Origin of the sequence: Streptomyces sp. NBC_00090 (assembly GCF_045160815.1) — a bacterium.
Lineage (GTDB): Bacteria > Actinomycetota > Actinomycetes > Streptomycetales > Streptomycetaceae > Streptomyces.
The window spans coordinates 4,118,664-4,141,464 of record NZ_CP108224.1; the positions used below are offsets into that span (position 1 = coordinate 4,118,664).

The 22,801-nt window shown below is 74.3% G+C and carries 16 protein-coding genes and 1 tRNA gene; 2 read left to right on the forward strand and 15 right to left on the reverse strand.

Annotated elements, in window-relative coordinates; genetic code table 11:
• Positions 1 to 224: 224 nt before the first annotated feature.
• From OG361_RS18235 to OG361_RS18250, 4 genes are all read right to left on the reverse strand, one after another.
• Positions 225 to 298: transfer RNA gene (locus tag OG361_RS18235), tRNA-Thr, on the reverse strand.
• Between the two features lie 85 nt (positions 299 to 383).
• Positions 384 to 1,946, reverse strand: a complete 1,563-nt coding sequence (locus OG361_RS18240) for an alpha/beta hydrolase (RefSeq protein WP_405854848.1) — start codon at positions 1,944 to 1,946, stop codon at positions 384 to 386.
• 68 nt (positions 1,947 to 2,014) lie between these two features.
• Complete coding sequence (locus tag OG361_RS18245; RefSeq protein ID WP_405854850.1) at positions 2,015 to 3,217, reverse strand: DNA polymerase III subunit delta'; 1,203 nt, start codon at positions 3,215 to 3,217, stop codon at positions 2,015 to 2,017.
• A gap of 102 nt (positions 3,218 to 3,319) precedes the next feature.
• Positions 3,320 to 3,493, reverse strand: a complete 174-nt coding sequence (locus tag OG361_RS18250; RefSeq protein WP_405854852.1) for a hypothetical protein — start codon at positions 3,491 to 3,493, stop codon at positions 3,320 to 3,322.
• Between the two features lie 208 nt (positions 3,494 to 3,701).
• Here OG361_RS18250 and OG361_RS18255 point away from each other — a divergent pair, with 208 nt between their 5' ends.
• On the forward strand, positions 3,702 to 4,889 hold the full coding sequence (locus OG361_RS18255; protein WP_405854854.1) for a sensor histidine kinase: 1,188 nt from the start codon (positions 3,702 to 3,704) through the stop codon (positions 4,887 to 4,889).
• The gene (locus OG361_RS18260; RefSeq protein WP_405854856.1) at positions 4,877 to 5,521 is read left to right on the forward strand and encodes a LuxR C-terminal-related transcriptional regulator; all 645 of its coding nucleotides are present in this window, start codon (positions 4,877 to 4,879) and stop codon (positions 5,519 to 5,521) included. The genes OG361_RS18255 and OG361_RS18260 overlap by 13 nt, the downstream gene beginning before the upstream one ends.
• Here OG361_RS18260 and OG361_RS18265 read toward each other — a convergent pair.
• The 11 genes from OG361_RS18265 to OG361_RS18315 all read right to left on the reverse strand — a co-directional run bounded on the left by OG361_RS18265 (position 5,511) and on the right by OG361_RS18315 (position 22,713).
• Positions 5,511 to 8,060 carry an FtsX-like permease family protein gene (locus tag OG361_RS18265; RefSeq protein ID WP_405854858.1) on the reverse strand — a complete coding sequence of 850 codons (2,550 nt, stop codon included), beginning with the start codon at positions 8,058 to 8,060 and terminating at the stop codon, positions 5,511 to 5,513. The genes OG361_RS18260 and OG361_RS18265 overlap by 11 nt on opposite strands.
• A gap of 20 nt (positions 8,061 to 8,080) precedes the next feature.
• A complete protein-coding gene (locus OG361_RS18270; RefSeq protein ID WP_405854860.1) occupies positions 8,081 to 8,890 on the reverse strand; it encodes an ABC transporter ATP-binding protein in 810 nt (269 codons plus the stop codon).
• Positions 8,891 to 8,991: 101 nt separating this feature from the next.
• Positions 8,992 to 12,531, reverse strand: coding sequence for a dTMP kinase (tmk, locus tag OG361_RS18275; protein WP_405854862.1), 3,540 nt, complete (start codon positions 12,529 to 12,531; stop codon positions 8,992 to 8,994).
• A gap of 150 nt (positions 12,532 to 12,681) precedes the next feature.
• Complete coding sequence (gene topA / locus OG361_RS18280) at positions 12,682 to 15,567, reverse strand: type I DNA topoisomerase (RefSeq protein WP_405854864.1); 2,886 nt, start codon at positions 15,565 to 15,567, stop codon at positions 12,682 to 12,684.
• Positions 15,568 to 15,907: 340 nt separating this feature from the next.
• Positions 15,908 to 16,105, reverse strand: coding sequence for a hypothetical protein (locus tag OG361_RS18285; RefSeq protein WP_384563456.1), 198 nt, complete (start codon positions 16,103 to 16,105; stop codon positions 15,908 to 15,910).
• 251 nt (positions 16,106 to 16,356) lie between these two features.
• The gene (locus tag OG361_RS18290) at positions 16,357 to 17,148 is read right to left on the reverse strand and encodes an ABC transporter permease (RefSeq protein WP_405854866.1); all 792 of its coding nucleotides are present in this window, start codon (positions 17,146 to 17,148) and stop codon (positions 16,357 to 16,359) included.
• Between the two features lie 14 nt (positions 17,149 to 17,162).
• Positions 17,163 to 17,936 carry an ABC transporter permease gene (locus OG361_RS18295; protein ID WP_405854868.1) on the reverse strand — a complete coding sequence of 258 codons (774 nt, stop codon included), beginning with the start codon at positions 17,934 to 17,936 and terminating at the stop codon, positions 17,163 to 17,165.
• Positions 17,933 to 19,039 (reverse strand): ATP-binding cassette domain-containing protein, encoded by a 1,107-nt coding sequence (locus OG361_RS18300; protein ID WP_405854870.1) that lies wholly within the window; start codon positions 19,037 to 19,039, stop codon positions 17,933 to 17,935. The genes OG361_RS18295 and OG361_RS18300 overlap by 4 nt, the downstream gene beginning before the upstream one ends.
• A 166-nt stretch (positions 19,040 to 19,205) precedes the next feature.
• Positions 19,206 to 20,210 (reverse strand): ArsR/SmtB family transcription factor, encoded by a 1,005-nt coding sequence (locus tag OG361_RS18305; protein WP_405854872.1) that lies wholly within the window; start codon positions 20,208 to 20,210, stop codon positions 19,206 to 19,208.
• On the reverse strand, positions 20,207 to 21,754 hold the full coding sequence (locus tag OG361_RS18310; protein WP_405854874.1) for a methyltransferase: 1,548 nt from the start codon (positions 21,752 to 21,754) through the stop codon (positions 20,207 to 20,209). Before OG361_RS18310 ends, OG361_RS18305 begins: the two co-directional genes overlap by 4 nt.
• A 266-nt stretch (positions 21,755 to 22,020) precedes the next feature.
• Entirely contained in the window at positions 22,021 to 22,713 is a 693-nt protein-coding gene (locus OG361_RS18315) for a small secreted protein (protein WP_405854876.1), read from the reverse strand.
• Positions 22,714 to 22,801: the final 88 nt, after the last annotated feature.

The following is a 22,801-nucleotide window of genomic DNA, read 5'->3' on the forward strand; positions in this document are numbered from 1 at the left end:
CTCTGCAGAGGCTTCGTCAGTGATTCAGTTTGGACTAGACCAATGCCCCAAGCAAGGGGAGCGCAGATCCGCGCGCGCCCGCGGGTGCGCGGGCGCACGCGTGCGAGACGCACAACCCGCGCGACCCCGCCCAGCCGCGGGCCGAGGATCCGCAGCCACACCCGCACCGCATCAGGGCATGAAAAAACCCCAGGTCACGGCGAGTGAGTCCTGGGGTAATTCCGAGCCGCCTTCGGGATTCGAACCCGAGACCTACGCATTACGAGTGCGTTGCTCTGGCCAACTGAGCTAAGGCGGCTTGCCGTGCAGACCCATCGTGGGTGCAGCAGCGCGGCCAAGTCTACACAGTTTCCGGGGGTGCTCCGACCGCCCCCGGATCACGCCTATGAGCAGCGCTTTCCGTCCTGCGGAGGAGTGCCTTCCAGGAGGTAGGCGTTGATGGCCGTGTCGATGCAGTCGCTGCCCCGGCCGTACGCGGTGTGGCCGTCGCCCTCGTAGGTGAGGAGGGTGCCGGAGGAGAGCTGGGCGGCCAGGGACCGGGCCCACTTGTAGGGGGTGGCCGGGTCGCGGGTGGTGCCGACCACGAGGATCGGGGCGGCTCCCTCGGCGGCGATGCGATGGGGGCGGCCGGTGGGCTGTGTGGGCCAGTAGGTGCAGTTGAGGGCCGCCCAGGCGAGGCCCCTGCCGAAGACCGGGGAGGCCTTCTCGAAGGACGGGACCGCCTTCTCCGCGTCGGCGGGGGCGGCGTAGGCGGGCGGCAGGTCGAGGCAGTTCACGGCGGCGTTGGCGTACATCAGGTTGGCGTACGTGCCGTCCGCCTCCCGCTCGTAGTAGTTGTCCGCCAGGGCGAGCAGGCCCGAGCCCTCGCCGCCGATCGCCCGGGTGAGGGCCTCGCGCAGCTGGGGCCAGGCGCCCTCGTCGTACATCGCCGCGATCACGCCCGTCGTGGCGAGCGACTCGCCGAGCTCGCGGCTCTCGCCCGTCGGCACCGGCTCCGCGTCCACGTCGCGGAAGAACGCCCGCAGCGCCTCACCGGCCGCCGCGACCGACTCGGTGCCCAGCGGGCAGTCCGGCTTGCGGACGCAGTCGGCGGCGAAGGCGCGGAAGGACGTCTCGAAGCCGGCGGTCTGGTCGCGGTTCAGTTCGAGGGCGGAGAGGGACGGGTCCATCGCTCCGTCGAGGACCAGCCGGCCGACCCGGCCGGGGAAGAGCTCGGCGTACGTGGCGCCGAGGAAGGTGCCGTACGAGGCCCCCACGTAGGTGAGCTTCTCGTCGCCGAGCACCGCCCGCAGGATGTCCATGTCACGGGCCGTCTCGACCGTGGACACGTGCGGCAGGATCTCTCCCGAACGCTTCTCGCAGCCCGCCGCGAACTCCTTGAAGGCCGCGCTCAGCGCGTTGGTCTCCGCGGTGTCGTCGGGGGTCTGGTCTACCTGCGTGTACGTGTCCATCCGCGGGCCCGTCAGGCACTCGACCGGCTCGCTGCGGGCAACTCCGCGCGGGTCGACGGCCACCATGTCGTAGCGGGCGCGGACGGGGGCCGGGTAGCCGATGCCCGCGTACCCCTGGAGGTAGCCGACGGCCGAGCCGCCGGGCCCGCCGGGGTTGACCAGGAGCGACCCGAGCCGCTTCCCCGGGCCCGTGGCCCGGACCCGCGAGACGGCCAGCTCGACATCGCCGCCGTCCGGCTTCGCGTAGTCGCGCGGCGCCAGCAGCGTCGCGCACTGGAAGCCCGGCACACCGCAGTCGCGCCACTTCGGCTTCTGCCCGTAGTACTCCCTCAGCGCCCCGGACTCGGCCGGGACGGTGGCCGAGGCGGGCGCCGGGGCGGCCGCCTGGGTCGTACGGGACGCGGCGGCGTCGCTTCCGCCCGTGCAGCCGGAGAGGATCAGTCCGGCGGCCGCGAGAGCCGTGGCGGACGTACGGAGCAAACGCCTGGAGTCCATTCCCGGAGCGTATCCGGACGAGTACGGACCGTGTCCAATCGCGTGCGGGGGGCGAGAGGCGACAGGGCCTAGCCTCGCAGCGACATCGTCATCGCCTCCACCGCCAGCAGCGGTGCCACGTTCCGGTCGAGGGCCTCGCGGCAGGCGAGGATCGCCTCGATGCGGCGCAGCGTCAGCTCCGGAGCGGTGTCGTGGGCGATCCGCTCCAGCACGTCCCGCACGTCCACGTTGGCGATGGCCGAGCGGGAGCGGAGCTGGAGCGTCAGGACATCGCGGTAGAAACCGGTCAGCTCGGTGAGCGCGAGGTCCAGGCTGTCGCGCTGGGTGCGCGTCCTGCGCCGCTTCTGCCGCTCCTCCAGCTCCTTCATCGCACCGGCCGTGCCGCGCGGCATCCGCCCGCCCTGGACGGCGCCGAGCGCCGCCTTCAGGTCCTCGGTCTCCTTGACGTCGACCTCCTCCGCGACCTGCTTCGCGTCCTCGGCGGCCGCGTCGACCAGCTCCTGGGCCGCCTTGAGGCAGCCGCCGATGTCCGCGACCCGCAGCGGCAGCTTGAGGACGACCGCCCGGCGCGCGCGGGCCCGCTCGTCGGTGGCGAGCCGCCGCGCCCGGTCGATGTGCCCCTGGGTCGCGCGGGCCGCCGCGTACGCCGCCTCCGGCTCGATGCCGTCGCGCCGCACGAGCACGTCCGCCACCGCCTCCACCGGCGGTGTCCGCAGGGTCAGGTGGCGGCAGCGGGAGCGGATCGTGGGCAGCACGTCCTCCAGAGAGGGCGCGCAGAGCAGCCAGACCGTGCGCGGCGCGGGCTCCTCCACGGCCTTCAGCAGGACGTTCCCCGCGCCCTCGGTGAGCCGGTCGGCGTCCTCCAGGACGATGACCTGCCAGCGGCCGCCCGCCGGCGACAGCTGGGCGCGCCGGACGAGCTCGCGGGTCTCCTTCACGCCGATGGACAGCAGGTCCGTACGGATGATCTCCACGTCCGCGTGGGTGCCGACGAGCGTCGTGTGGCAGCCGTCGCAGAATCCGCAGCCGGGGATCCCGCCCATGGCCCGGTCGGGGCTCACGCACTGCAGCGCGGCGGCGAACGCCCGCGCCGCCGTCGCCCGCCCGGACCCCGGCGGGCCGGTGAACAGCCAGGCGTGGGTCATCTTCGACGCCTCGGGGTCGGGCTCTCCGGCGGCATGGGCGGTCACGAGCGCGTCGGCGTCCCGCGCGGCGGCCGAGAGCTGCTCCTCGACCTGCGCCTGTCCGACCAGGTCGTCCCAAACGGCCATGTCTGCCCCTCCTCAGGTACGTCCTCCATTGTGGGGCAGCGCTCTGACAACCCCCGCCGACCCGGCGTCAGGCCGCGCTCCGGTCGCGACGCCGACCCGGCGTCAGGCCGCGCTCCGGTCGCGCGTCAGCCACAGGCCGGCGGCGGAGCCCAGCAGGACCGCTCCGGTGCAGACGCTTCCGGCGATCTGGAGACCGCCGCTCCAGTCGGCGAAGGTGCTGACGAAGACGTTGGCCAGGACGCTCGCGGTGAGCAGCAGCCAGAGCACGGCACGCATGGGGGTCCTCCATTGATCGGGGTTCTCGGGTGGGGGTGAGGTGAGGTGGGTGGGTCTCCGGGGCGTTCCCGGCGACCCTTCGGCCCTTCGGCCCCTCGACCCTTCGATCCTCGCCATCGCGGCTCCCCCGCACAGCGGTGCCCGCCCCCGAACCGATGGTGTAGCCCGCTCCACCGCCCTCCTCCGGGCAGCCGCCTACCCTGACACCATGCGCGAGGCGATCAAGGAAGCGGCCCGGGCGTGGCTCCACCTGTCGGTCGGGGCCGCGATCGCCCTTCTCGGCTACCTGATGATCGGCGTCGCCCTGTTCACCGCCTTCCTGACCGTCACGGTCATCGGCGCCGGCGTCCTCCCCGAGAGCGTGCTGCTGCTGCGCCGGCTCGCCGGCTGGGAGCGGCGCCGTACGGCCGCGTGGACCGGGACGCCCGTCCCGGAGGCGTACCTGCCGCTCGAAGGCCCCCTCCCCGCGCGCGTGCGGACCGCGGTCACCGACCCCGGCACCCGCCGGGACCTGATCTGGGCCGCCGCCCACCTCCTCTACGGCTCCATGCTCTGGTACGCCTCGCTGATCACGTGGGTCGTCGCCGTGCTCGTCGACGGGGTGTGGACCGGGCTCGCCGGACGGCGGCCGGTGCTGCTGCCGCTCCTCACCCGGCTCGCCGACCTGGAGTCCGACTGGTCGCGCACGCTGCTCACCCCGGCCCCGTCGGCCGCCCGGGACGCCGCGCTCGCCGCCCGTATCGAGCAGCTGACGGCCACCCGGGCGGGCGCGGTCGCCGCGCACGGCGCCGAACTGCGCCGGATCGAACGCGATCTGCACGACGGGGCGCAGGCCCGGCTGGTCGCGCTCTCCATGCGGATCGGCCTGGCCAGGCGGGCGTACGACTCCGATCCCGTGACCGCGCGCAAGCTCCTCGACGACGCCCAGGAGCAGGCCGAGGAGGCGCTGGCCGAGCTGCGGCACGTCGTGCGCGGCATCCACCCGCCGATCCTCACCGACCGCGGCCTGACCGGGGCGGTACGGGCCCTCGCCGCGAGCAGCGGCCTGGAGGTCGAGGTGTCCGTGACGGGCCTCGGCGACGGCCCGGACACCGGCGGCCCCCGCGCCCCCGCCGCCGTCGAGGCCGCCGCGTACTTCGTCGTCGCCGAGGCCCTCACCAACGCCGCCAAGCACAGCGGCGCCGCCCGCGCCTCCGTCGCCCTCACCCGCGAACCCGCCGGCCTGCGCGTCCTCGTCCGTGACGAGGGCCGCGGCGGCGCCGAGGCGGGCGAGCGGGACGGCTCCGGCCTGACGGGCATGCGCCGCCGGGTCGCCGCGCTCGACGGCACCGTACGACTGACCAGCCCCGAAGGGGGCCCGACCGTGATCGAAGTGGAGCTTCCGTGCGTGTGGTGATCGCCGAGGACAACGCCCTCCTGAGGGAGGGGCTGGTGCTGCTGCTGTCCTCCTCCGGCCACGAGGTCGCCGGGGTCGCGGCGACCGGACCCGAGATCCTGCCGCTGCTCCTGGAGCACCGCCCGGACGTCGCCGTCCTCGACGTGCGGCTGCCGCCCGGCTTCCGCGACGAGGGGCTGCGGGCGGCGCTCGCGGCCCGCGAGCGGCTGCCGGAACTGCCGGTGCTCGTCCTCTCCCAGTACGTGGAGGAGACGTACGCGGCCGAGCTCCTCGGTGGCGGCGCCCGGGGCGTCGGCTACCTCCTGAAGGACCGGGTCGGGCGGGTCGACGAGTTCCTGGACGCCCTGGAGCGGGTCGCCGCCGGCGGTACGGCCCTGGACCCGGAGGTCGTCGCCGAGCTGCTCGCCCGGCGCCGCGACGACCCGCTGGACTCCCTCACCCCGCGCGAGCGCGAGGTCCTGGAGCTGATGGCCCAGGGGCACGACAACAGCACGATCGCCCGCTCGATGGTGGTCACCGAGCGGGCCGTGCACAAGCACATCGGCAATGTCTTCGCGAAGCTCGGCCTGCCGCCGAGCGACAGCGGCGGCCACCGCCGGGTCCTCGCCGTGCTCGCGTACCTCAACGCCTGAGGCGCCGCCCCGAGGCCGGCAGGAACACGCCCGCCGCCACCGTCAGCACCACGGTCCCGGCGATCAGCGCGCCCTGCGCGGGCGGCAGGTACGGCAGGCCGCCCGTCAGCGCCCAGGCGAAGGCGGTCAGCGGCAGCGCTGCCACCACGACCCCGAGGAGCAGCCCCGTGGCCGTCAGGAAGCCGGCCTCCAGGCCGAGCATCCGGCGCAGCTGACCGGCCGAGGCCCCCACCTGGCGCAGCAGCGCCAGCTCGCCGCGCCGCCCCGCCCCGATCAGGGCGAGGGTGCTGAGGACGGAGAGGACGGTGAGCGCGCCGATCGCGGTGACGACCGCCGCCGACACGACCCCGTTCAACTCGGCCCCGGCCGCGGTGACCTGCTCGGGTGCGACCTCGGGTGCGATCTCGGATCCGGTGGCGGCAGCGACGCCCCCCGCATCCGCACCGCCCGTCGCCACCAGCACGCGCGCGGGGTACGGGTCGGTCATGTGCGGGGTCAGTTCGGTCTTCGGCAGCAGGAACTCGCCGAGGGCGAGCGTGCGTTCGTACACCGCCACCACCCGCAGCCGCTTCTCCGCGCCGTCACCGAGCCGCAGGGTCACCGTGGATCCGGGCCGCGCGTCCAGCGCGTCGGCCATGTCCGCGCCGACCGCGACCGTGCCGCGCCCGGCGAGTCCGGCCAGGTCGCCCGCGACCACGCCCGGGTCGAGCGTGCCCTTCAGGCCGTCGGCGTCCACGCCGAGGACCGGCAGCCGGTCGAGGCGCGGCGAACCGGCCTCCGTACGGGCCAGGACCACCGTCGAACGCACCACGTCCGTCGCCGCGGTGACGCCCGGAAGCTTCCGCACCCGCTCCGCCGTCGTGCCGGAGACCGCGAGGTCGGCGGTGGTCGCGGAGCTCGCCTGCGCTTCGGCCGCCCGCCCCATGGTCGAGCCCGCCGCGAGCTGCACCAGCGCGAAGGCGGTGACGAGGACGACCGGGGTGAGCGCGGCCCCGAGCCGCCGCGAGTGGGCGGCCGCGCCGGCCGCCGTGAGCCGCCCGGGCGCCCCGCCGAGCCGGCGGAACGGCCCGTCCAGGACCCGCATCGCACCCCGCGCGATCCACGGCCCGAGCAGGGCGAAGCCGGCGACGAGCGTCACCGTGGCCGCTCCGGCCGCGGCGCCGGCCGCCTCGCCGCCCTGCGTCGTGGCCGTACCGGCCGCGGCCGCGCCGAGGGCGAGCAGGACGAGCCCGCCGACGCGGCGCCCGGCGCCCCTGCCCGGCCGGTCCGCCCGGCGGGTCGAGAAGAGGACGACGAGCCGGGCGAGACCGACCACGACGGCGGCGACGCCGAGCGAGGCGGCGAACAGCCAGGGCGGGGTGGGGAGGACGAGCCCCTCCGGTACGACTCCGGTACGGGATCGCAGCGTCGACCACGCGACCAGGAACGTCGGTACGGCCGCCAGTGCGCCGACCAGCGCCGCCGCGCCCGCCACCCGGGTCACCTCCCGGCCGGCGGCGGCCCGCACCTGACGGGGTGTCGCGCCGACCGCGAGCAGCAGCTCCCGCTCGGCACCGCGCTGGTTGAGCGCCTGCGCGACGAGCGAGGAGAGGACGAGGACCGCGATGAGGAGCACCGTCCCGGAGACGGCCGCGAGGACGCCGAGGAGCTCGGTGCGCGCGGGCGGCGCGGCGAGGTGTTCGGCGCCGCCGCGGCCGTCGCCGGTGAGCGCCCGGAGGGGCTGCCCGGCGGCGGTGTCCTTGAGCCCGGCGCCGTCCAGCGCCGCACGCACGCGCGCGTGAAGGGTGTCCGTGGGAACACCGGGCTCGGCGAGGACCCCGACGGCGTCGACGGTGCCCGGGTGCCCGGCGAGCCGCCGCGCCTCCTGCGCGGTGACGTACAGGGCGGCGGGCCCGTCGGCCACGCCGACGACCGTAAGCCCGGCCACGGTCTCCCCGACCCGGGCCCCGGCGCCGATCCCGGCCCCGGCGACGACCTCTCCGGCCTTACGGGGCTCCCGCCCGTCGAGCAGCTCGTACGGCGCCAGCGAGGCGGCCTCCCAGGACCGCCCGGTGTACGTCCCGGCACCGGCGGCCGCAGCGGCACGGGCCTCCGTACCCGACCCCGACCCGGGCCCCGGAGCCTTCCCCGACTCCGACTCCGACCCCGACCCCGGAGCCATCCCCGACCCCGAAGCCTTCCCCGACCCCGACTCCGACTCCCTTACGACGAAGGTGTCGTCCGGGATCGCGGCCCGGACGCCCGGGACCTCGCGCAGGACGTCGACGGCCGAGCCCGGGATCCGTACCCGCTCGGTCAGCCCCGCCGAGACGGTGGTCGGCTCGCTCCCCCACGGATCGGCCGTCCAGCTGACCTCCTGGTCGCCCGCGACGACGACGGGCGCCGCCGCGTACCGGTCCACGCGCGCGTGGCCGAGGCCGACCGAGCCGACCGCCAGCGCGAGGGCGCCGAGCAGCGTGGCGGTGACGACGACGGCCGCGAACACGGCCGCCCACGCCTTCCGGTGCGTCCGCAGCGACCGCGCGGCGAGCAGCCTCACCGCCGGGTTCCTCACCGGGCTCACCGCGACACCGCCAGGTACCGTCCGGCCGCGTGGCGCCCGGTGTCGGCCGTCCCGCCCAGCGCCTCCCGCACACCGGCCTCGTCCGGCCGGTCGAGGCGGCCGACCAGCCGGCCCCGCTCCAGGAACACGGCCTCGTCCGTCCAGGCCGCCGCCACCGGGTCGTGGGTGACGAGGACGACGGTCCGGCCGCGCTCGTCCACCGCGCGCCGCAGCAGGGCGAGGACTCCGGCCGCAGTGACCGGGTCGAGCGCGGCGGTCGGCTCGTCGGCGAAGACGACCTCGGGTTCGTTGACCAGGGCCCGGGCGATCGCCACCCGCTGCCGCTGGCCGCCGGAGAGGTTCTCGGGCGCGTCCTCGGACCGGTCGGCGAGCCCCACGGACGCGAGGCCGGCCAGGGCGCGGGCGTCGAGCTCCCGGTCGCCACGGGCGCCGGCGAGCAGCAGCGGCAGGGTGACGTTCTCCCGCACGTTCAGCGCGGAGACGAGGTTCAGCGACTGGAAGACGAAGCCGATCCGGTCCCGGCGCAACCGGGTGAGTCCGGCCGCCTTCAGCGTGGCGAGGTCGGTGCCCCCGACGCGTACCGTGCCCGCCGTCGGCCGTTCGAGCCCGGCCGCGCACCGCAGCAGCGTGGACTTCCCGGAACCCGACCGGCCCATCACCGCCACGAACCGCCCGCGCGGCACGACGAGGCTCACCCCGTCGAGCGCGGGCACTCCGCCACGGGAGCCACGAGTTCCTTCGTACGTCCGGCTCACCCCGTCCAGGGCGAGTGCGGCGCCGCTCTCCGTCACTGCTGTCGTCATCATGCCGACAACGCTAGAAAAGCGCAGGTCACAGCGGTATGGGGCTGGCTTCCCGGTCGAGGGTGGAGCTAGCTACACCCTCGACCGGGGGACGCCGTGAGACCTCAGCGGCGGCGGCCGTCGCCCTCGTCGTCCTCGTGCGGGCCGAACAGCTCGTCCGCGAGGGTCGGCAGATCGTCGAGCGGGGTCTCCTCGGCCCAGTCCGACCGACGGCGCGGCCGGCCCTGCTCGTCGAGCTGGGGCAGCTCACGGGTCCGGTCGTTCGCCCCGTGGGGCTGCGACTCACGCGGCGACGGCGACTGACGCTGTGGCTGCGCCTGCTCGTCGCGGAAGATGTCCTGCGGCACCCGGTCGGCGGGGTCGGACGGCACACGGGGGTCCCGTACGGAAGGCAGGACGGCGGTCTCGTCGACGCCCCGGGCCTCCCGGGCGGCCTCCCGGACCTGCGGCAGGACGGACGTCTCGGCCTCCGGCTTCACGATCGGGGTGGCGACGGTGACCTCGTTGGGCGAGACGGTCGGCGCGTCCGGCTTCACGATCGGCGTCGGCACGGTGACCTCGTTCGCCGACACCTCGGAGGCCCGAGCGGCCCGCTCGGCAGCCGCCCGCTCGGCAGCCTGCTTCTCGGCGGCGGCCTTCCTCCGTGCGTCCTCCGCGGCCTGCTTCTCGGCAGCGGCCTTCCTCCGTGCGTCCTCCGCGGCCTGCTTCTCGGCAGCGGCCTTCCTCTCGGCAGCCGCCTTCACCGCGGCCGCCTCCGCAGCCGCGGCCCGCTGGGCAGCGGCCTGCTCCGCGGCGATCTTCTCCGCAGCCGCCTTCTCCGCGGCGGCCTTCGCGGCCGCCTCGGCGGCGACCTTCTCCGCCGCGGCCCTCACCGCCGCCTCCTCCGCCGCCTTCGCCGCGGCGGCGGCCTCGGCCATCCGGCGGGCCTCCTCGGCCCGGAGCAGGGCCTCCTCGGCCTTGCGCTGCTTCTCCAGGCGGCGTTCCTCCGCCTCCGCCCGCAGCCGGGCCTCCTCCTCGGCCTCCCTGCGGAGCCGCTCCTGCTCCTCCTGGCGGGCCTTCTCCTCCGCCGCGAGCCGCTTCCGCTCCTCCTCGGCGGCGAGCTCGGCGGCGATCCGGGCCTCCTCGGCCCGACGCCGGGCCTCCTCCGCCTGCCGTTCGGCCTCCAGGCGGCGCGCCTCTTCCTCCTCGCGCCGCTTGCGCTCCTCCTCCTCGGCGCGGAGCTTGGCGAGCTGCTCCTGCCGCTCGCGCTCCAGGCGCTCCTCCTCCGCCTTGCGGGCGGCCTCTTCCTCCGCCAGGCGCCGCGCCTCCTCCTCGGCCTTCCGGCGGGCCTCCTCCGCGGCCTTCACCTCGGCCTCGGAGAGCGGCAGCATCCGGTCGAGCCGGTGGCGTACGACGGTGGTGACGGCCTCCGGCTCCTGGCCGGCGTCGACGACGAGGTAGCGGCTCGGGTCGGCGGCCGCGAGGGCGAGGAAACCGGCCCGCACGCGCGCGTGGAACTCCGGCGGCTCGGACTCCAGCCGGTCGGGCGCCTCGGTGAAGCGCTCGCGGGCCGTCTCCGGGGAGACGTCGAGCACGACGGTCAGATGCGGGACGAGCCCGTCCGTCGCCCAGCGCGAGATGCGGGCGATCTCGGTCGGCGACAGGTCACGGCCCGCGCCCTGGTAGGCCACGGACGAGTCGATGTACCGGTCGGAGAGGACGATCGCGCCCCGCTCCAGGGCCGGCCGGACCAGGGAGTCGACGTGCTCGGCGCGGTCGGCCGCGTACAGCAGGGCCTCGGCCCGGTTCGAGAGCCCCGCCGACGACACGTCGAGGAGGATCGAGCGGAGCCGCTTGCCGATCGGGGTGGCGCCGGGCTCGCGGGTGACGACGACCTCGTGGCCCTTGGCGCGGATCCACTCGGCGAGCGCCTGGACCTGCGTGGACTTCCCGGCACCGTCGCCGCCCTCCAGGGCGATGAAGAAGCCGGTCGGGGACGCCGCCTGGGACGGGTCGGAGCCGCGCAGCGCGTCGCGCAGGTCGCGGCGGAGCGGGACGCCCGCCCGGTCGTCGGTCTTCGCGAGGACGAGCGCGGCGACCGGCAGCAGCAGCGCGCCGACCAGGGCGAGCGTGAAGGCTGCGCCGCCGTGCGCGAAGACGAAGCTGCCGGAGGCGAGCCGGTGCGGCCCGATCGCGGCGGCGAGCAGCGGGGCGCCGAGGGCGCCCACGGCCATGCCGACGCGGGCGTTGGCCTGGAGGTGCTCGGTGGTCCGGGCCCGGCGCGGCTCCTCGGTCTCCTGGTCGACGAGGATGTGGCCGGTGTTCGCGGCGACACCGGCCGCGTACCCGGCGAGGACGGCGAGGAACAGCACGGTCGCGGTGTCCGGCACCAGGCCCATGGCGATCAGCGCGACCCCGGTGACGGCGGTCGCGAGGGCGAGCAGCCGGCGCCGGGACAGGACGGGCAGGACCGAACGCGCGGTGCGGATGCCGACGGCGGTGGCGCCGCTGAGCGCGAGGATCAGGAGGGCGTACGTGACGGGACCGCCGCCCAGGTCGTACGCGTGGAGGACGGCGAGGGACGCGGCCGCGGCGATCGCCCCGGCGACGGTGGCGCAGGTCAGGACCAGCAGGGGCAGGATGCCGGTACGGCCCTTGTCGGCCACGGCCTTCCCGGTCGCTGCGGCCTTCCCGGTCGCCACGCCCTTCCCGGCCACGGCGGCCTTCCCGGTCGCGAAGGCCTTCCCGGCCACCGGGCTTCCGGCCTCGGAGGCCTTCCCGGTCGCTGAGGCCGTCGCGTCGTCGCCCTCCGCCGTGACCTGGCCCTTCCCGGCCGTGGGGCGGCGCAGCCCCTCCAGGGGCGAGCGGGGCCTCGGCGTCCGCCCGCCGGGCAGCGCCATCGCGTAGACGACGGTGACGGAGGCGGCGAACAGTCCGGCGGCGACGTACGAGCCGAGGGCCGCCTGGTGCAGCGAGAACCAGTCGAGTCCGGTGCCGAGCAGGTTCCCGACCAGCGTGGCGACGAACAGCACGGCGGCCGCGGCCGGAACGGCGAGGAAGCCGGTGCGCTGGGACAGCCGGCGCAGCGCGCCGAGGTGGTCGGGGAGCGGCCGTACGGCGGCGCCCTCCAGCGGCGGGGCGGGCAGCAGCGCGGGCGCTGCGCCCTCGCGGCAGACCGTCCAGAGCCGCTCGGCCGCACCGGTGACGAAGACGGTGCCGAGCAGGAACCAGAGCGCGCTGTCGGGGATCCAGTCGATCCACAGCGGCGCGATGACGAGCAGCGCGACCCGCAGCCCGTCGGCGCCGATCATGGTCCAGCGCCGGTCGAGCGGGCCGTCGGGCCCGGTGAGCGCGGTGAGCGGTCCGAGGAGGACGGCCCCGAAGAGCACCGAGGCCAGCAGACGCGTGCCGACGACGGCGGCCACGGCGAGGGCGGCGCCCCGGTAGCCGCCCCCGAGCGCGCCCTCGGCGACGGCCGCCTGGAGGCCCAGGAGGACGAGGACGAGGAGGGCGAGGGCGTCACCGACGCTGCCGACGACGTGGGCGCTCCACAGCCGGCGCAGGGGCTGATGGCGCAGGAGGGCCCGTACGGCACGCTCCTGGGAATCCGCGACGAGTGCGGCGTCGGAATCGCCGAGGCGGTCTGGCTGCTCTGCTCGCGTCATCCGTCCACCCTATCCGGACGCCCTTGCTCCCCGCGGCCCCCGCCCGAACATCCGGACGAGCCTGTGACAGGACGAACGCGGGAGGGGCGGAGGCCCTCGGCCCCCGCCCCTCCCGCTCGTCTTCTCCGCGCCCCGCCGGGGCGGCGGCGACTACTCCGGCTGAGCCGCCGCCGTCTTCTTGGCCGCGGTCGTCTTCTTCGCCGTCGTGGTCTTCTTCGCGGCGGTCTTCTTCGCCGCCGTCGTCTTGGCGGCCGTCGTCTTGGCGGCCGTCGTCTTGGCGGCGGTGGTCTTCTTCGCCGCCGTCTTCGTGGCCGTCTTCTTCGCCGTCGTGGCCTTCTTCGCCGGGGCCTTCTTGGCGGCCTTCTTGGCCGGCCCCTTGGCGCGCTTCTCCGCGAGCAGCTCGTAGCCGCGCTCCGGCGTGATCGTCTCCACGCTGTCGTCGGTGCGCAGGGTGGCGTTGGTCTCGCCGTCCGTCACGTACGGGCCGAAGCGCCCGTCCTTGACGACCACGGGCTTCTCGCTGACCGGGTCGGTGCCCAGCTCCTTCAGCGGCGGCTTGGCGGCGGCCCGGCCGCGCTGCTTGGGCTGCGCGTAGATCGCGAGCGCCTCTTCGAGCGTGATCGAGAAGAGCTGCTCCTCGTCGGTGAGCGACCGCGAGTCCGTGCCCTTCTTCAGGTACGGGCCGTAGCGGCCGTTCTGCGCGGTGATCTCGACGCCCTCGGCGTCCGCGCCGACGACCCGGGGGAGGGACATCAGCCGGAGCGCGTCCTCCAGGGTGACGGTGTCGAGCGTCATCGACTTGAAGAGGGAGGCCGTCCGCGGCTTCACCGCGTTCTTGCCGGTCTTCGGGGTGCCCTCGGGCAGGATCTCGGTGACGTACGGGCCGTAGCGGCCGTCCTTCGCGACGATCTGGTTGCCGCTGACCGGGTCGGCGCCCAGCTCGAAGTCGCCGCTCGGCTTGGCGAGGAGCTCCTCGGCGTGCTCGACGGTCAGCTCGTCGGGCGCGAGGTCCTCCGGGACGTCGGCGCGCTGGTGGCCCTCGGAGTCCTTCTCGCCGCGCTCGACGTACGGGCCGTAGCGGCCGACGCGCAGCACGATGTCGTTGCCGACGGGGAAGGAGGAGATCTCGCGCGCGTCGATCGCGCCGAGGTCGGTGACGAGCTCCTTGAGGCCGCCGAGGTGGTCGCCGTCGCCGTTCCCGGCGTCCGCCGCACCGCCGGAGGCGGCCGTACCGCCCTCGGTGTCACCGAAGTAGAAGCGCTTCAGCCACGGCACGGACTTGGCCTCGCCCCGCGCGATGCGGTCGAGGTCGTCCTCCATCCTGGCTGTGAAGTCGTAGTCGACGAGCCGCCCGAAGTGCGTCTCCAGGAGGTTGACGACGGCGAAGCTCAGGAAGGACGGCACGAGCGCCGTGCCCTTCTTGAAGACGTAGCCGCGGTCGAGGATGGTGCCGATGATCGACGCGTACGTCGACGGGCGGCCGATCTCGCGCTCTTCGAGCTCCTTGACCAGCGAGGCCTCGGTGTAGCGGGCCGGCGGCTTCGTCGCGTGGCCGTCCGCCGTGATCTCCTCGGCGGTCAGCGCGTCGCCCTGGGCGACCTGCGGCAGGCGCCGCTCGCGGTCGTCGAGCTCCGCGTTCGGGTCGTCGGCCCCCTCCACGTACGCCTTCATGAAGCCGTGGAAGGTGATCGTCTTGCCGGAGGCCGAGAACTCGGCGTCCCGGCCGTCCGCCGCGCGGCCGCCGATCTTCACGGTGACCGAGTTGCCGGTGGCGTCCTTCATCTGGGACGCGACGGTCCGCTTCCAGATCAGCTCGTAGAGCCGGAACTGGTCGCCGGTCAGGCCGGTCTCCGCCGGGGTGCGGAAACGATCACCCGAAGGGCGAATCGCCTCGTGCGCCTCCTGCGCGTTCTTGACCTTGCCCGCGTAGACGCGCGGCTTCTCCGGCAGGTAGTCGGCGCCGTACAACTGGGTGACCTGCGCCCGGGCCGCCGTCACGGCGGTGTCGGACAGGATCGTGGAGTCCGTACGCATGTAGGTGATGAAGCCGTTCTCGTACAGCTTCTGCGCCACCTGCATGGTCGCCTTCGCACCGAAGCCCAGCTTGCGGCTCGCCTCCTGCTGGAGGGTCGTGGTGCGGAACGGGGCGTACGGGGAGCGGCGGTACGGCTTCGACTCGACCGAGCGCACGGAGAACGCGGTGTCGGCGAGCCCGGCGGCGAGCGCCCGTGCCTTCTCCTCGTCCAGGTGGAGCACGCTGTCGGTCTTCATCCGACCGTCGGCGCCGAAGTCACGACCCTGCGCGACGCGCTTGCCGTCGACCGCCGCGAGGCGCGCGACCAGCGAGGACGGGTCGGAGGCGTCACCGGAGCGGCCGGTGCCGAAGGTGCCGGTGAGGTCCCAGTACTCGGCGGAGCGGAAGGCGATGCGCTCGCGCTCGCGCTCGACGACGAGCCGGGTGGCGACGGACTGCACGCGGCCGGCGGACAGCCGCGGCATGACCTTCTTCCACAGGACCGGCGAGACCTCGTAGCCGTAGAGCCGGTCGAGGATGCGGCGGGTCTCCTGGGCGTCGACCATCCGCTGGTTGAGCTCGCGGGGGTTGGCGACGGCCTCGCGGATCGCGTCCTTGGTGATCTCGTGGAAGACCATCCGGTGGACCGGGACCTTGGGCTTCAGGACTTCCTGGAGGTGCCACGCGATGGCCTCGCCCTCGCGGTCCTCATCGGTGGCGAGGAAGAGCTCGTCGGACTCGGCGAGCAGCTCCTTGAGCTTCCTGACCTGAGCCTTCTTGTCGGCGTTGACGACATAGATGGGCTGGAAGTCGTGCTCGACGTCGACACCGAGGCGGCGTACCTCGCCGGTGTACTTCTCCGGCACCTCGGCGGCGCCGCTGGGGAGGTCGCGGATGTGTCCGACGCTCGCCTCGACGACATAGCCAGGGCCGAGGTAGCCCTTGATCGTCTTCGCCTTGGCAGGCGACTCGACGATGACGAGTCGGCGGCCGCCGTGTGCGGTCTCGCTGGTCGGGGACAACTTCGCTCTTCTCTCCGGATCGACACTCTCTGGCACGTACGGCGCTGGCACGCACGGCAGCGGCACGGACGGTGACGCTCCCGTCGCTGCGGAGTGTGACGGTACAACCCGCCCCCGTGTCAAACGGCGAAAGCCCGCAACGGCCACTCGAACGGTAACCCGAGTCCTGGCATTCCTGCCGCCCGGACCTCAGGTCGGGCGGGGCGGACGGTCACGCCGGAGGGATCGGAACAAGATCGGGAGCTGGCCCGGAGGCGGCCCGGAGGCAGGATCGGAGCCGGACCGGAGGCAGGATGGAGCCGGACCGGAGCCGGGGCCGGAGGCGGTATCGGAGCCGGGATCAGAGCCGGCCGAAGCACCAGAGGCCGAGGGCCAGGGAGGCGGCGCCGAAGAGGCTCGTGAGCGCGACGGCGGTGCGCGGCGCGACCCCGTACGCCACGGGCTCACGGTGCAGCACCCGCACGGTGGTCCACAGCAGCAGCGCGCCCCCGAACAGCGTGAACGCCGCCCCCGCGAAGATCGCCGGCCCGCTCTCCATGCCCGTACCCCGTTCCGTTCACGTGCGGTGTTCGTCTCCCGCAGCCGAGGCTGACACCTCCGGGCGTCGTGGGTGCGAATTCCGGGTGAACGACGCGGACCGGCTCGCGCGGTTTCACGAAGATGGCCGGTAGTGACCCACTCCTCACTTCACCTCTTCCTCTCCTGTCACATCACGTCGAGACCTGCTCACATCACATCGAGGCCTCCTCGCATCAGATCGAGGCCTCCTCGCATCACGTCGTGGCCTGCTCACATCACGTCGAGCGTGGCCCGGCGCCGGCTGCCGCGCTCGAAGACGGCGAGCAGGGCGACGGCGAGCAGCCCCCATCCCGCGCCGACGGCGAGCTCGGTCCCGAGCAGGGCCCCGTCCAGGCCGCCGCCCGCGGTCAGTCGCCGCGCCGCGTCCGCCGCGTGCGTGAGCGGCAGCAGCTCGCCGGCGAAGCGCATCCACTCCGGCAGCGACTCCCGGGGCACGGCGGCGCCCGTCAGGAGGAGCAGCCCCGAACTCGCCACGTTGGACACCAGGAAGACGTCGCGGAAGCGGAGCCCGAGCGCCCCCAGCGCGAGCCCGAAGGCCGAGCAGGCACCGGCGGCGGCGAGCAGCACCAGCCCGAGCCCGGGCAGCGCCCCGGCGGGCACGGGCAGCCCGAGGAGCAGCGCGGCGGCGGTGAGCACGAAGGCGCTGACGAACAGCCCGTTGAGGACGTACGGGAGGGCGCGTCCGATCCAGAGCGGGACACGGTGCCGGGGCGAGAGCAGGACGGCGCCGAGCGTGCCGTACCGGCGCTCGTTGGCGACGGCCATCGTGCCGCCGTACACGCAGGAGGCGGAAGCTGCGAGGACGGCGTTTCCTACGAGATGGAAACGGTCGTCGGCGACACCGAGTTCCCTGCCGAGGAAGACGAAGAAGAAAACCTGGAGCAGCGGCCCGACCAGCAGGGTTCCGATGAACATCGGTGGGGTCGTCCAGTTGAACAGCGCCCGGTAGGAGATCGCCCCGCCGACGACGACGAGCCGGGCGGTGCCGGGAAAACGGAACATCTCTGTCTGGCCTTTCAGGTGAGGGCGAGGGTGGCGGCGGCACGCGCCCGGCGCTCCACCCGCCCGAGGACGAGGACGGCGGCCAGGGCGTATCCGGCCCCGAGCGCGGCGGCGGCGAGCAGCGGGGGGACCACGTCCCCGCCGGAGGTCGCCGCGTGCACGGCCCGCGCACCCCAGGTGGTGGGCAGCGCCCAGGACAGGGGCTGCGTCCAGGCGGGCAGCACGGTGACCGGCACGAGCAGCCCGGACAGCAGCCAGACGGGCGTGTCCAGCGGGTTGGCCAGGGCGTTGGCGTTGCGAAGCAGGACGAAGGTGGCGGCGAGGAGGAGCCCCATCATGCCGAGGGCGAGGACGCACACGGGCACGGCGAGCAGGAAGAGCAGCGGGTGCGCGAAGTCGAGCGGGACGTCGAAGAGGAGCACGCCCCACAGGACCGTCGCGCCCATGGCGTACGTGCCGATGACGGCGGTCGCGAGGGTGATCGGGAGCAGGACGAGCGCGAGCGGCGCCGGCGCCACGACCAGGGTCTCCAGGGTGCCGAGCCAGCGCTGGTTCTGCACCGCGCCGCCCGAACCGAAGAGCACCGAGCCCCAGATGCCCATCAGTCCGGCCCCGACGGAGGCGGTGAGCAGCCGGTCCGGGTCGCCGGCGGCCCGGAAGAGGTAGACGGCGAGGGTCGCGTAGACGAGCGGGACGAGGACGGCGAAGGTGATCTCGATCGGGGAGCGCGACATGTACGAGACGTGGGTGCGCACCCCGACGAGGATCAGCCGCGGGACGCGCCTCATACGGACAGCTCCTCGGCGACGCCCTCCGGGGCTCCGGCCACGGCCCGGTCCGTGGTGTCGTCCTGGGTTCCGGCCACGGCCCCGTCGTTGACGTCTTCCGGGGCTCCGGCCACGGCCCCGTCCGTGGCGCCCGTCGCCTCCTCCACGATCGCGATGTACGCGTCCTCCAGGGACGGTTCGCGGCTCGTGACCCGTCCGATCCGTACGCCGTCCAGCGCGGCCAGCACCGGCCCGTGCAGCTCGGCGGAGCCGCGTCCGGTCTGCACGGTGACGATCTGCAGGGTTCCCCGGTCCTCGACCGACGCGCCCCGCACCCCGGCCAGTCGGCGCACCCGGTCGAGCCGCTCCTCGTCCACCCCGTACGCCTCGATCTCCAGCACGTCCCGGCCCCGTACCCGGGACTTGAGGCTCTCGGGGGTGCCGAGGGCGCGGATCCGTCCACCCGCGATCACGGCGATCCGGCCGCAGAGCTCGTCGGCCTCGGCCATGTAGTGGGTGGTGAGCAGGACGGTGGTGCCGGCCGCGGCCAGGTCCGCGACCGTACGGCGCAGGTCGCGGGCGGCGACGGGGTCGACGCCGATGGAGGGCTCGTCGAGGAAGAGGACGTCGGGGTGGTGGAGCAGGCCGCGGGCGATGTGGAGGCGCTGGCGCATGCCGCGCGAGTACCCCTCGACGCGCTCCTTCTCCCGCCCCACGAGGCCGACGAGGTCGAGAAGTTCGGCGATGCGCCGCTTCTGCGCGCGGGGTTCGACGCCGTAGAGCTCGGCGAAGTAGCGGAGGTTGTCGAGCGCGGAGAGCCGGTCGTAGAGGCCGCGGTCGCCGCCGAAGACGTACCCGATCCGGCGGCGTACGGCGACGGGGTCGCGGGCCACGTCGTGGCCGAACACCCGGGCCGTGCCGGAGGTCGGCAGGAGCAGGGTGTTGAGCATCTTGATGGTGGTGGTCTTCCCGGCGCCGTTGGGGCCGAGCAGGCCGAACAGCTCCCCCGGCGCCACCTCGAAGGTGACCCCGCGCACGGCCTCGGTCTCGGTCCGCCGGGGCTTCAGCCACCCGGTCCTGCTGGTGTAGGTGCGGCGCAGCGCTTCCGCCTCGATTGCGAGCATGCGGCGGACGGTAGAAGCCCGCGGAGGGGCGGTGCCATCGATTCGGGAGCCCCCGAATCGTCGGGGCGGAGGGACGGAGGGACGGAGAAGCGGCGCGGCGGCGGGGCGGCGCGGCGAACCGCTGACCGCTGACCGCTGACCGCGACTCAGGCGACCGGGCCGCGGCTCAGGCGACCGCGTGCAGCACGCCCTCCCCGGCGAGCAGGGCGAGCAGCGAACGGCCGGTGTCCGTGAGCTGGTAGTACACCGAGCGCCCGACCCGGTGCCGGGTGACCACCCCGGCATCCGAGAGCACCGACAGGTGCTCGGAGACGGTGCTGGGCGCGAGGCCGAGCCGGTCCGCCAGACCGGCCGTGGTCAGCGGCCCGCTCAGCTCGCGCAGGACCGCGGCTCGGCCCCGGCCGAGCATCAGCCCGAGCCGGTCCTCGGCGACGGGCTCGGGCGGTTCGCGCAGGGCGGCGGCGCCCCGGGCCTGGAAGCTGAGCGCGAACACCTCGGGGTCGTCCGTCGAGTACAGCCGGCAGCCCTCGGCGAAGACCAGCGGCACGAGCACGAGACGCCGCTCTCCGGGCGCGTACTCCGCGTCGATGTACTTGGTCAGTTCGAGTACGGGGGACTGCCACCGCCCCCGCGTCTCCAGGCCCGCGAACAGCGCGTCGACGCCCTCCGTCGCGAACGTCCTGGCCCGGACGAGCACTTCGTCCTCGACGAGCCGCCGCATCGTCGGCCAGTACGGCTCGATCGCGCCCTCCCAGTAGGCCGCGTACGCGTCGGCGAGCGCCGCGCAGGCCGCCTCCGGGTCTTTCAGGTAGGGCTGCACGAAGGGCTCGTCGGCCATGCCGGGATAGCAGACGGCCACCTGGGCCCGGACGAACTCCGGGTCGGTGGCCCGCAGCGCGGCCAGCTCCTCGTGGACGTTGACCGTGCCGAACGGCCGGGGCAGCAGGAAGTCGGAGACCTCGCCCCGCCCCTCGACGAACAGGTCCCACAGCGGTCGGAGCCTGTCGTCCTCCCGCCACACCTCGCGTGCCTGCCCGACCCACTCCTGGTACGGCCAGGAGGGGTGGCGGTGCGGCAGCGCGAGGTGCATGGAGCAGAACGCGTCCCGCAGCGGGCTGATCGCGATCCGGGTCGCCCCGAGCGAGGCCTCGTCCAGCTCGATCCGTATCAAGCGCCGCTCTCCTCCCCGACGGGCAGCAGGAAGCCCTCCTCGACGAGCAGCCGGATCGCCTGCGGGGTGCGGTCCCGCAGCATGACCGGGTCCTCGCCCATCAGCTGCCCGATCGCGTCGAGGATGCGGCCGGCGCTGAGCGTGCCGTCGCACACGCCGGCGAACCCGGCGCCGACGTGGTCGACCTTGGTGGCGCGGCGCATGCCCCGGTTCTGCCGGAGCACGACGTGCTCGGGGTCCTCGGCGCCCGGGAGCCCGACCTGCTCCTGCATCACCTCGGGCGCGAGCGTGAAGCGGTCGGCGAGGAGCGCGGCGTCGTCGTGGCTCCGCAGGTAGTCCTGGCGCTCGAAGTGGGCGCGGACGGTGTCGCCGAGGGGCTGCTCGACCGGGTGCGGCCACTCCTCGATCAGGATCGACGGCTCGATCTCGCCGGACTCCACCACCGCGTTCCGCCGGATCGTGATCCAGCCGAAGCCGATCGTCCTCGTCCTGCGGGCCTCGAACTCGTCGAGCCAGCGCCCGTACTCCAGTCGGTACTCGTCCTCGTCGCCGCGGTGGGCGCCGCTGTCCCGCAGCCAGAGCTCCGTGTACTGGGTGACGTCCTGGACCTCGCGCTGCACGATCCAGGCGTCGCAGCCGCGCGGCACCCAGGAGCGCAGCCGATCCTGCCACTCCTCGCCGTCCACGTGCTGCCAGTTGGCGAGGAACTGGGCGTAGCCGCCGTCGTTGAGCCGCTCGCCCGCCTCCTGCACGAGGGTGCGGCACAGGTCGTCGCCGCCCATCCCGCCGTCCCGGTAGGTGAGCGTGGCGCCGGGGGAGATCACGAACGGCGGGTTGGAGACGATCAGGTCGTACGTGTCGCCGTCGACGGGCTCGAAGAGCGAGCCTTCGAGCAGCTCGGCCTCCCGGGCTCCGGAGAGGGCGAGCGTGAGCCGCGTGAAGTCCAGGGCGCGCGGGTTGAGGTCGGTGGCGGTGACCAGGGTGGCGTGCTGCGCGGCGTGCAGCGCCTGGATGCCGGAGCCGGTGCCGAGGTCGAGCGCGGACGTGACCGGCGTACGAACGGTGATGCCGGCGAGCGTGGTGGAGGCGCCGCCGACGCCGAGGACGACTCCCTCGGCCTTCTTCCCGATGCCCCCGGCACCGCCGACGGCACAGCCGAGGTCGGAGACGATGAACCAGTCCTCTCCGTCCGGGCCGCTGTACGGCCGGACGTCGACCGTCGCGAGCACGGCGTCGTCCTCACGGACCACCCAGCCGTCGGCGAGGGCGTCGGCGAGCGGGAGCGCGGCGGCGGCCCGGCCGTACGCGACGGCCTGCTGGAGCAGGAAGAGCCGGACGAGGGTCTCCAGCGGGGAGTCGCCGCGGGTGGCGCGCAGGGCGGGCACGGTCTCGCTGCGGGCGAGCGCCGCGTAGGCCGGGGCGCCGAGCAGGTCGAGCAGTCCGTCGGCGGTGAAGTCGGCGGCGAGCAGCGCCACGCGCAGACGGGCGGCGTGCGCGGGCACCGGGAGGCTGGGGGGCAGGCTGGTCGTACTCACGGACCCCATTGTGACGGCCGCCACCGACATCCGGGCGGCCGACCCGGCGGGGGCCGTCCGATCACCGCCGCCGGGCCGGCAGAAGCCCACGGCCTCGGTCCCGCCGAAGCACCACCGTGCCCGCGCCGAAGCACCACCGGGCAGGCACCGAACCACCGCGGCCCGCACCGGACCGCCACCGGGCCGGCGCCCGGGCACCACCCGCCCGCACCGGACCGCCACCGGGCACCACCGGACCGCCAGCAGGCCGCCAGCAGGCCGTCGTCGGCGGGCGTCTACTCCGAGGACTTCTTGGTCGGCTTGGCGGAAGCCTTCTTGGTCGGCTTGGTAGAGCCGGAGTCAGCGTCGGAGTCCGCGTCGGAGCCCGACTCCGAGTCCGAGCCGGCCTGCGGCGAGGCCGAGCCGGAGGTCTTCGGCGGGACCGAGGCCGTGGGCTTCTGGCAGCCGGGCTGCTTGGCCATCGCCTGACCCAGTTCGCCCTCCTCCAGCTTGGCCAGAGCCGCCTGGTCCATCTTCTCGATCTTGGTCAGCCCGTCGGCGACGTCCTGGAGGCCGTCCGCGAACTTCTGCTGGTTTGTCGGGTCCAGCGCGTCGACCTCCTTCTTGAGCCCCACGTAGGCCACCGCGGTGGCGTTCAGCTCCTTGATGGCGTCCTGCTGGACCTTCTGGCCGTTCTCGACGGGCGGCGCCCCGGCGGCCTCGACGGCCTTGGCGAGGGCGCGGTCGGCGTCGGCGATGTCCTGGAACGCCTTCGAGTCGGCGGCCTGGATGTCGGCCGGCTTACTGTCGGCGGCCGTCGAGATGATGATCTGGTGGGCGTCGGCCCGCTTCTGGATCTGAGGCTTCGCCTGGTCGCAGAACGTCTTCGCCCAGTCCTCCACCTTGTTGCCCTCGTCGTCGCTGCAACCGGACAGCACGAGCACCAGTACCGCACCGCCGGACAGTGCGGCCGCAAGCTTCTTGTTCACCGGATCGGTCCCTTCCAAGGCTCTCGGCCCCGGAACATACACGCCGAACGGGCTACTTCCACCTTTCGTACGAGGGATTCATCCCACA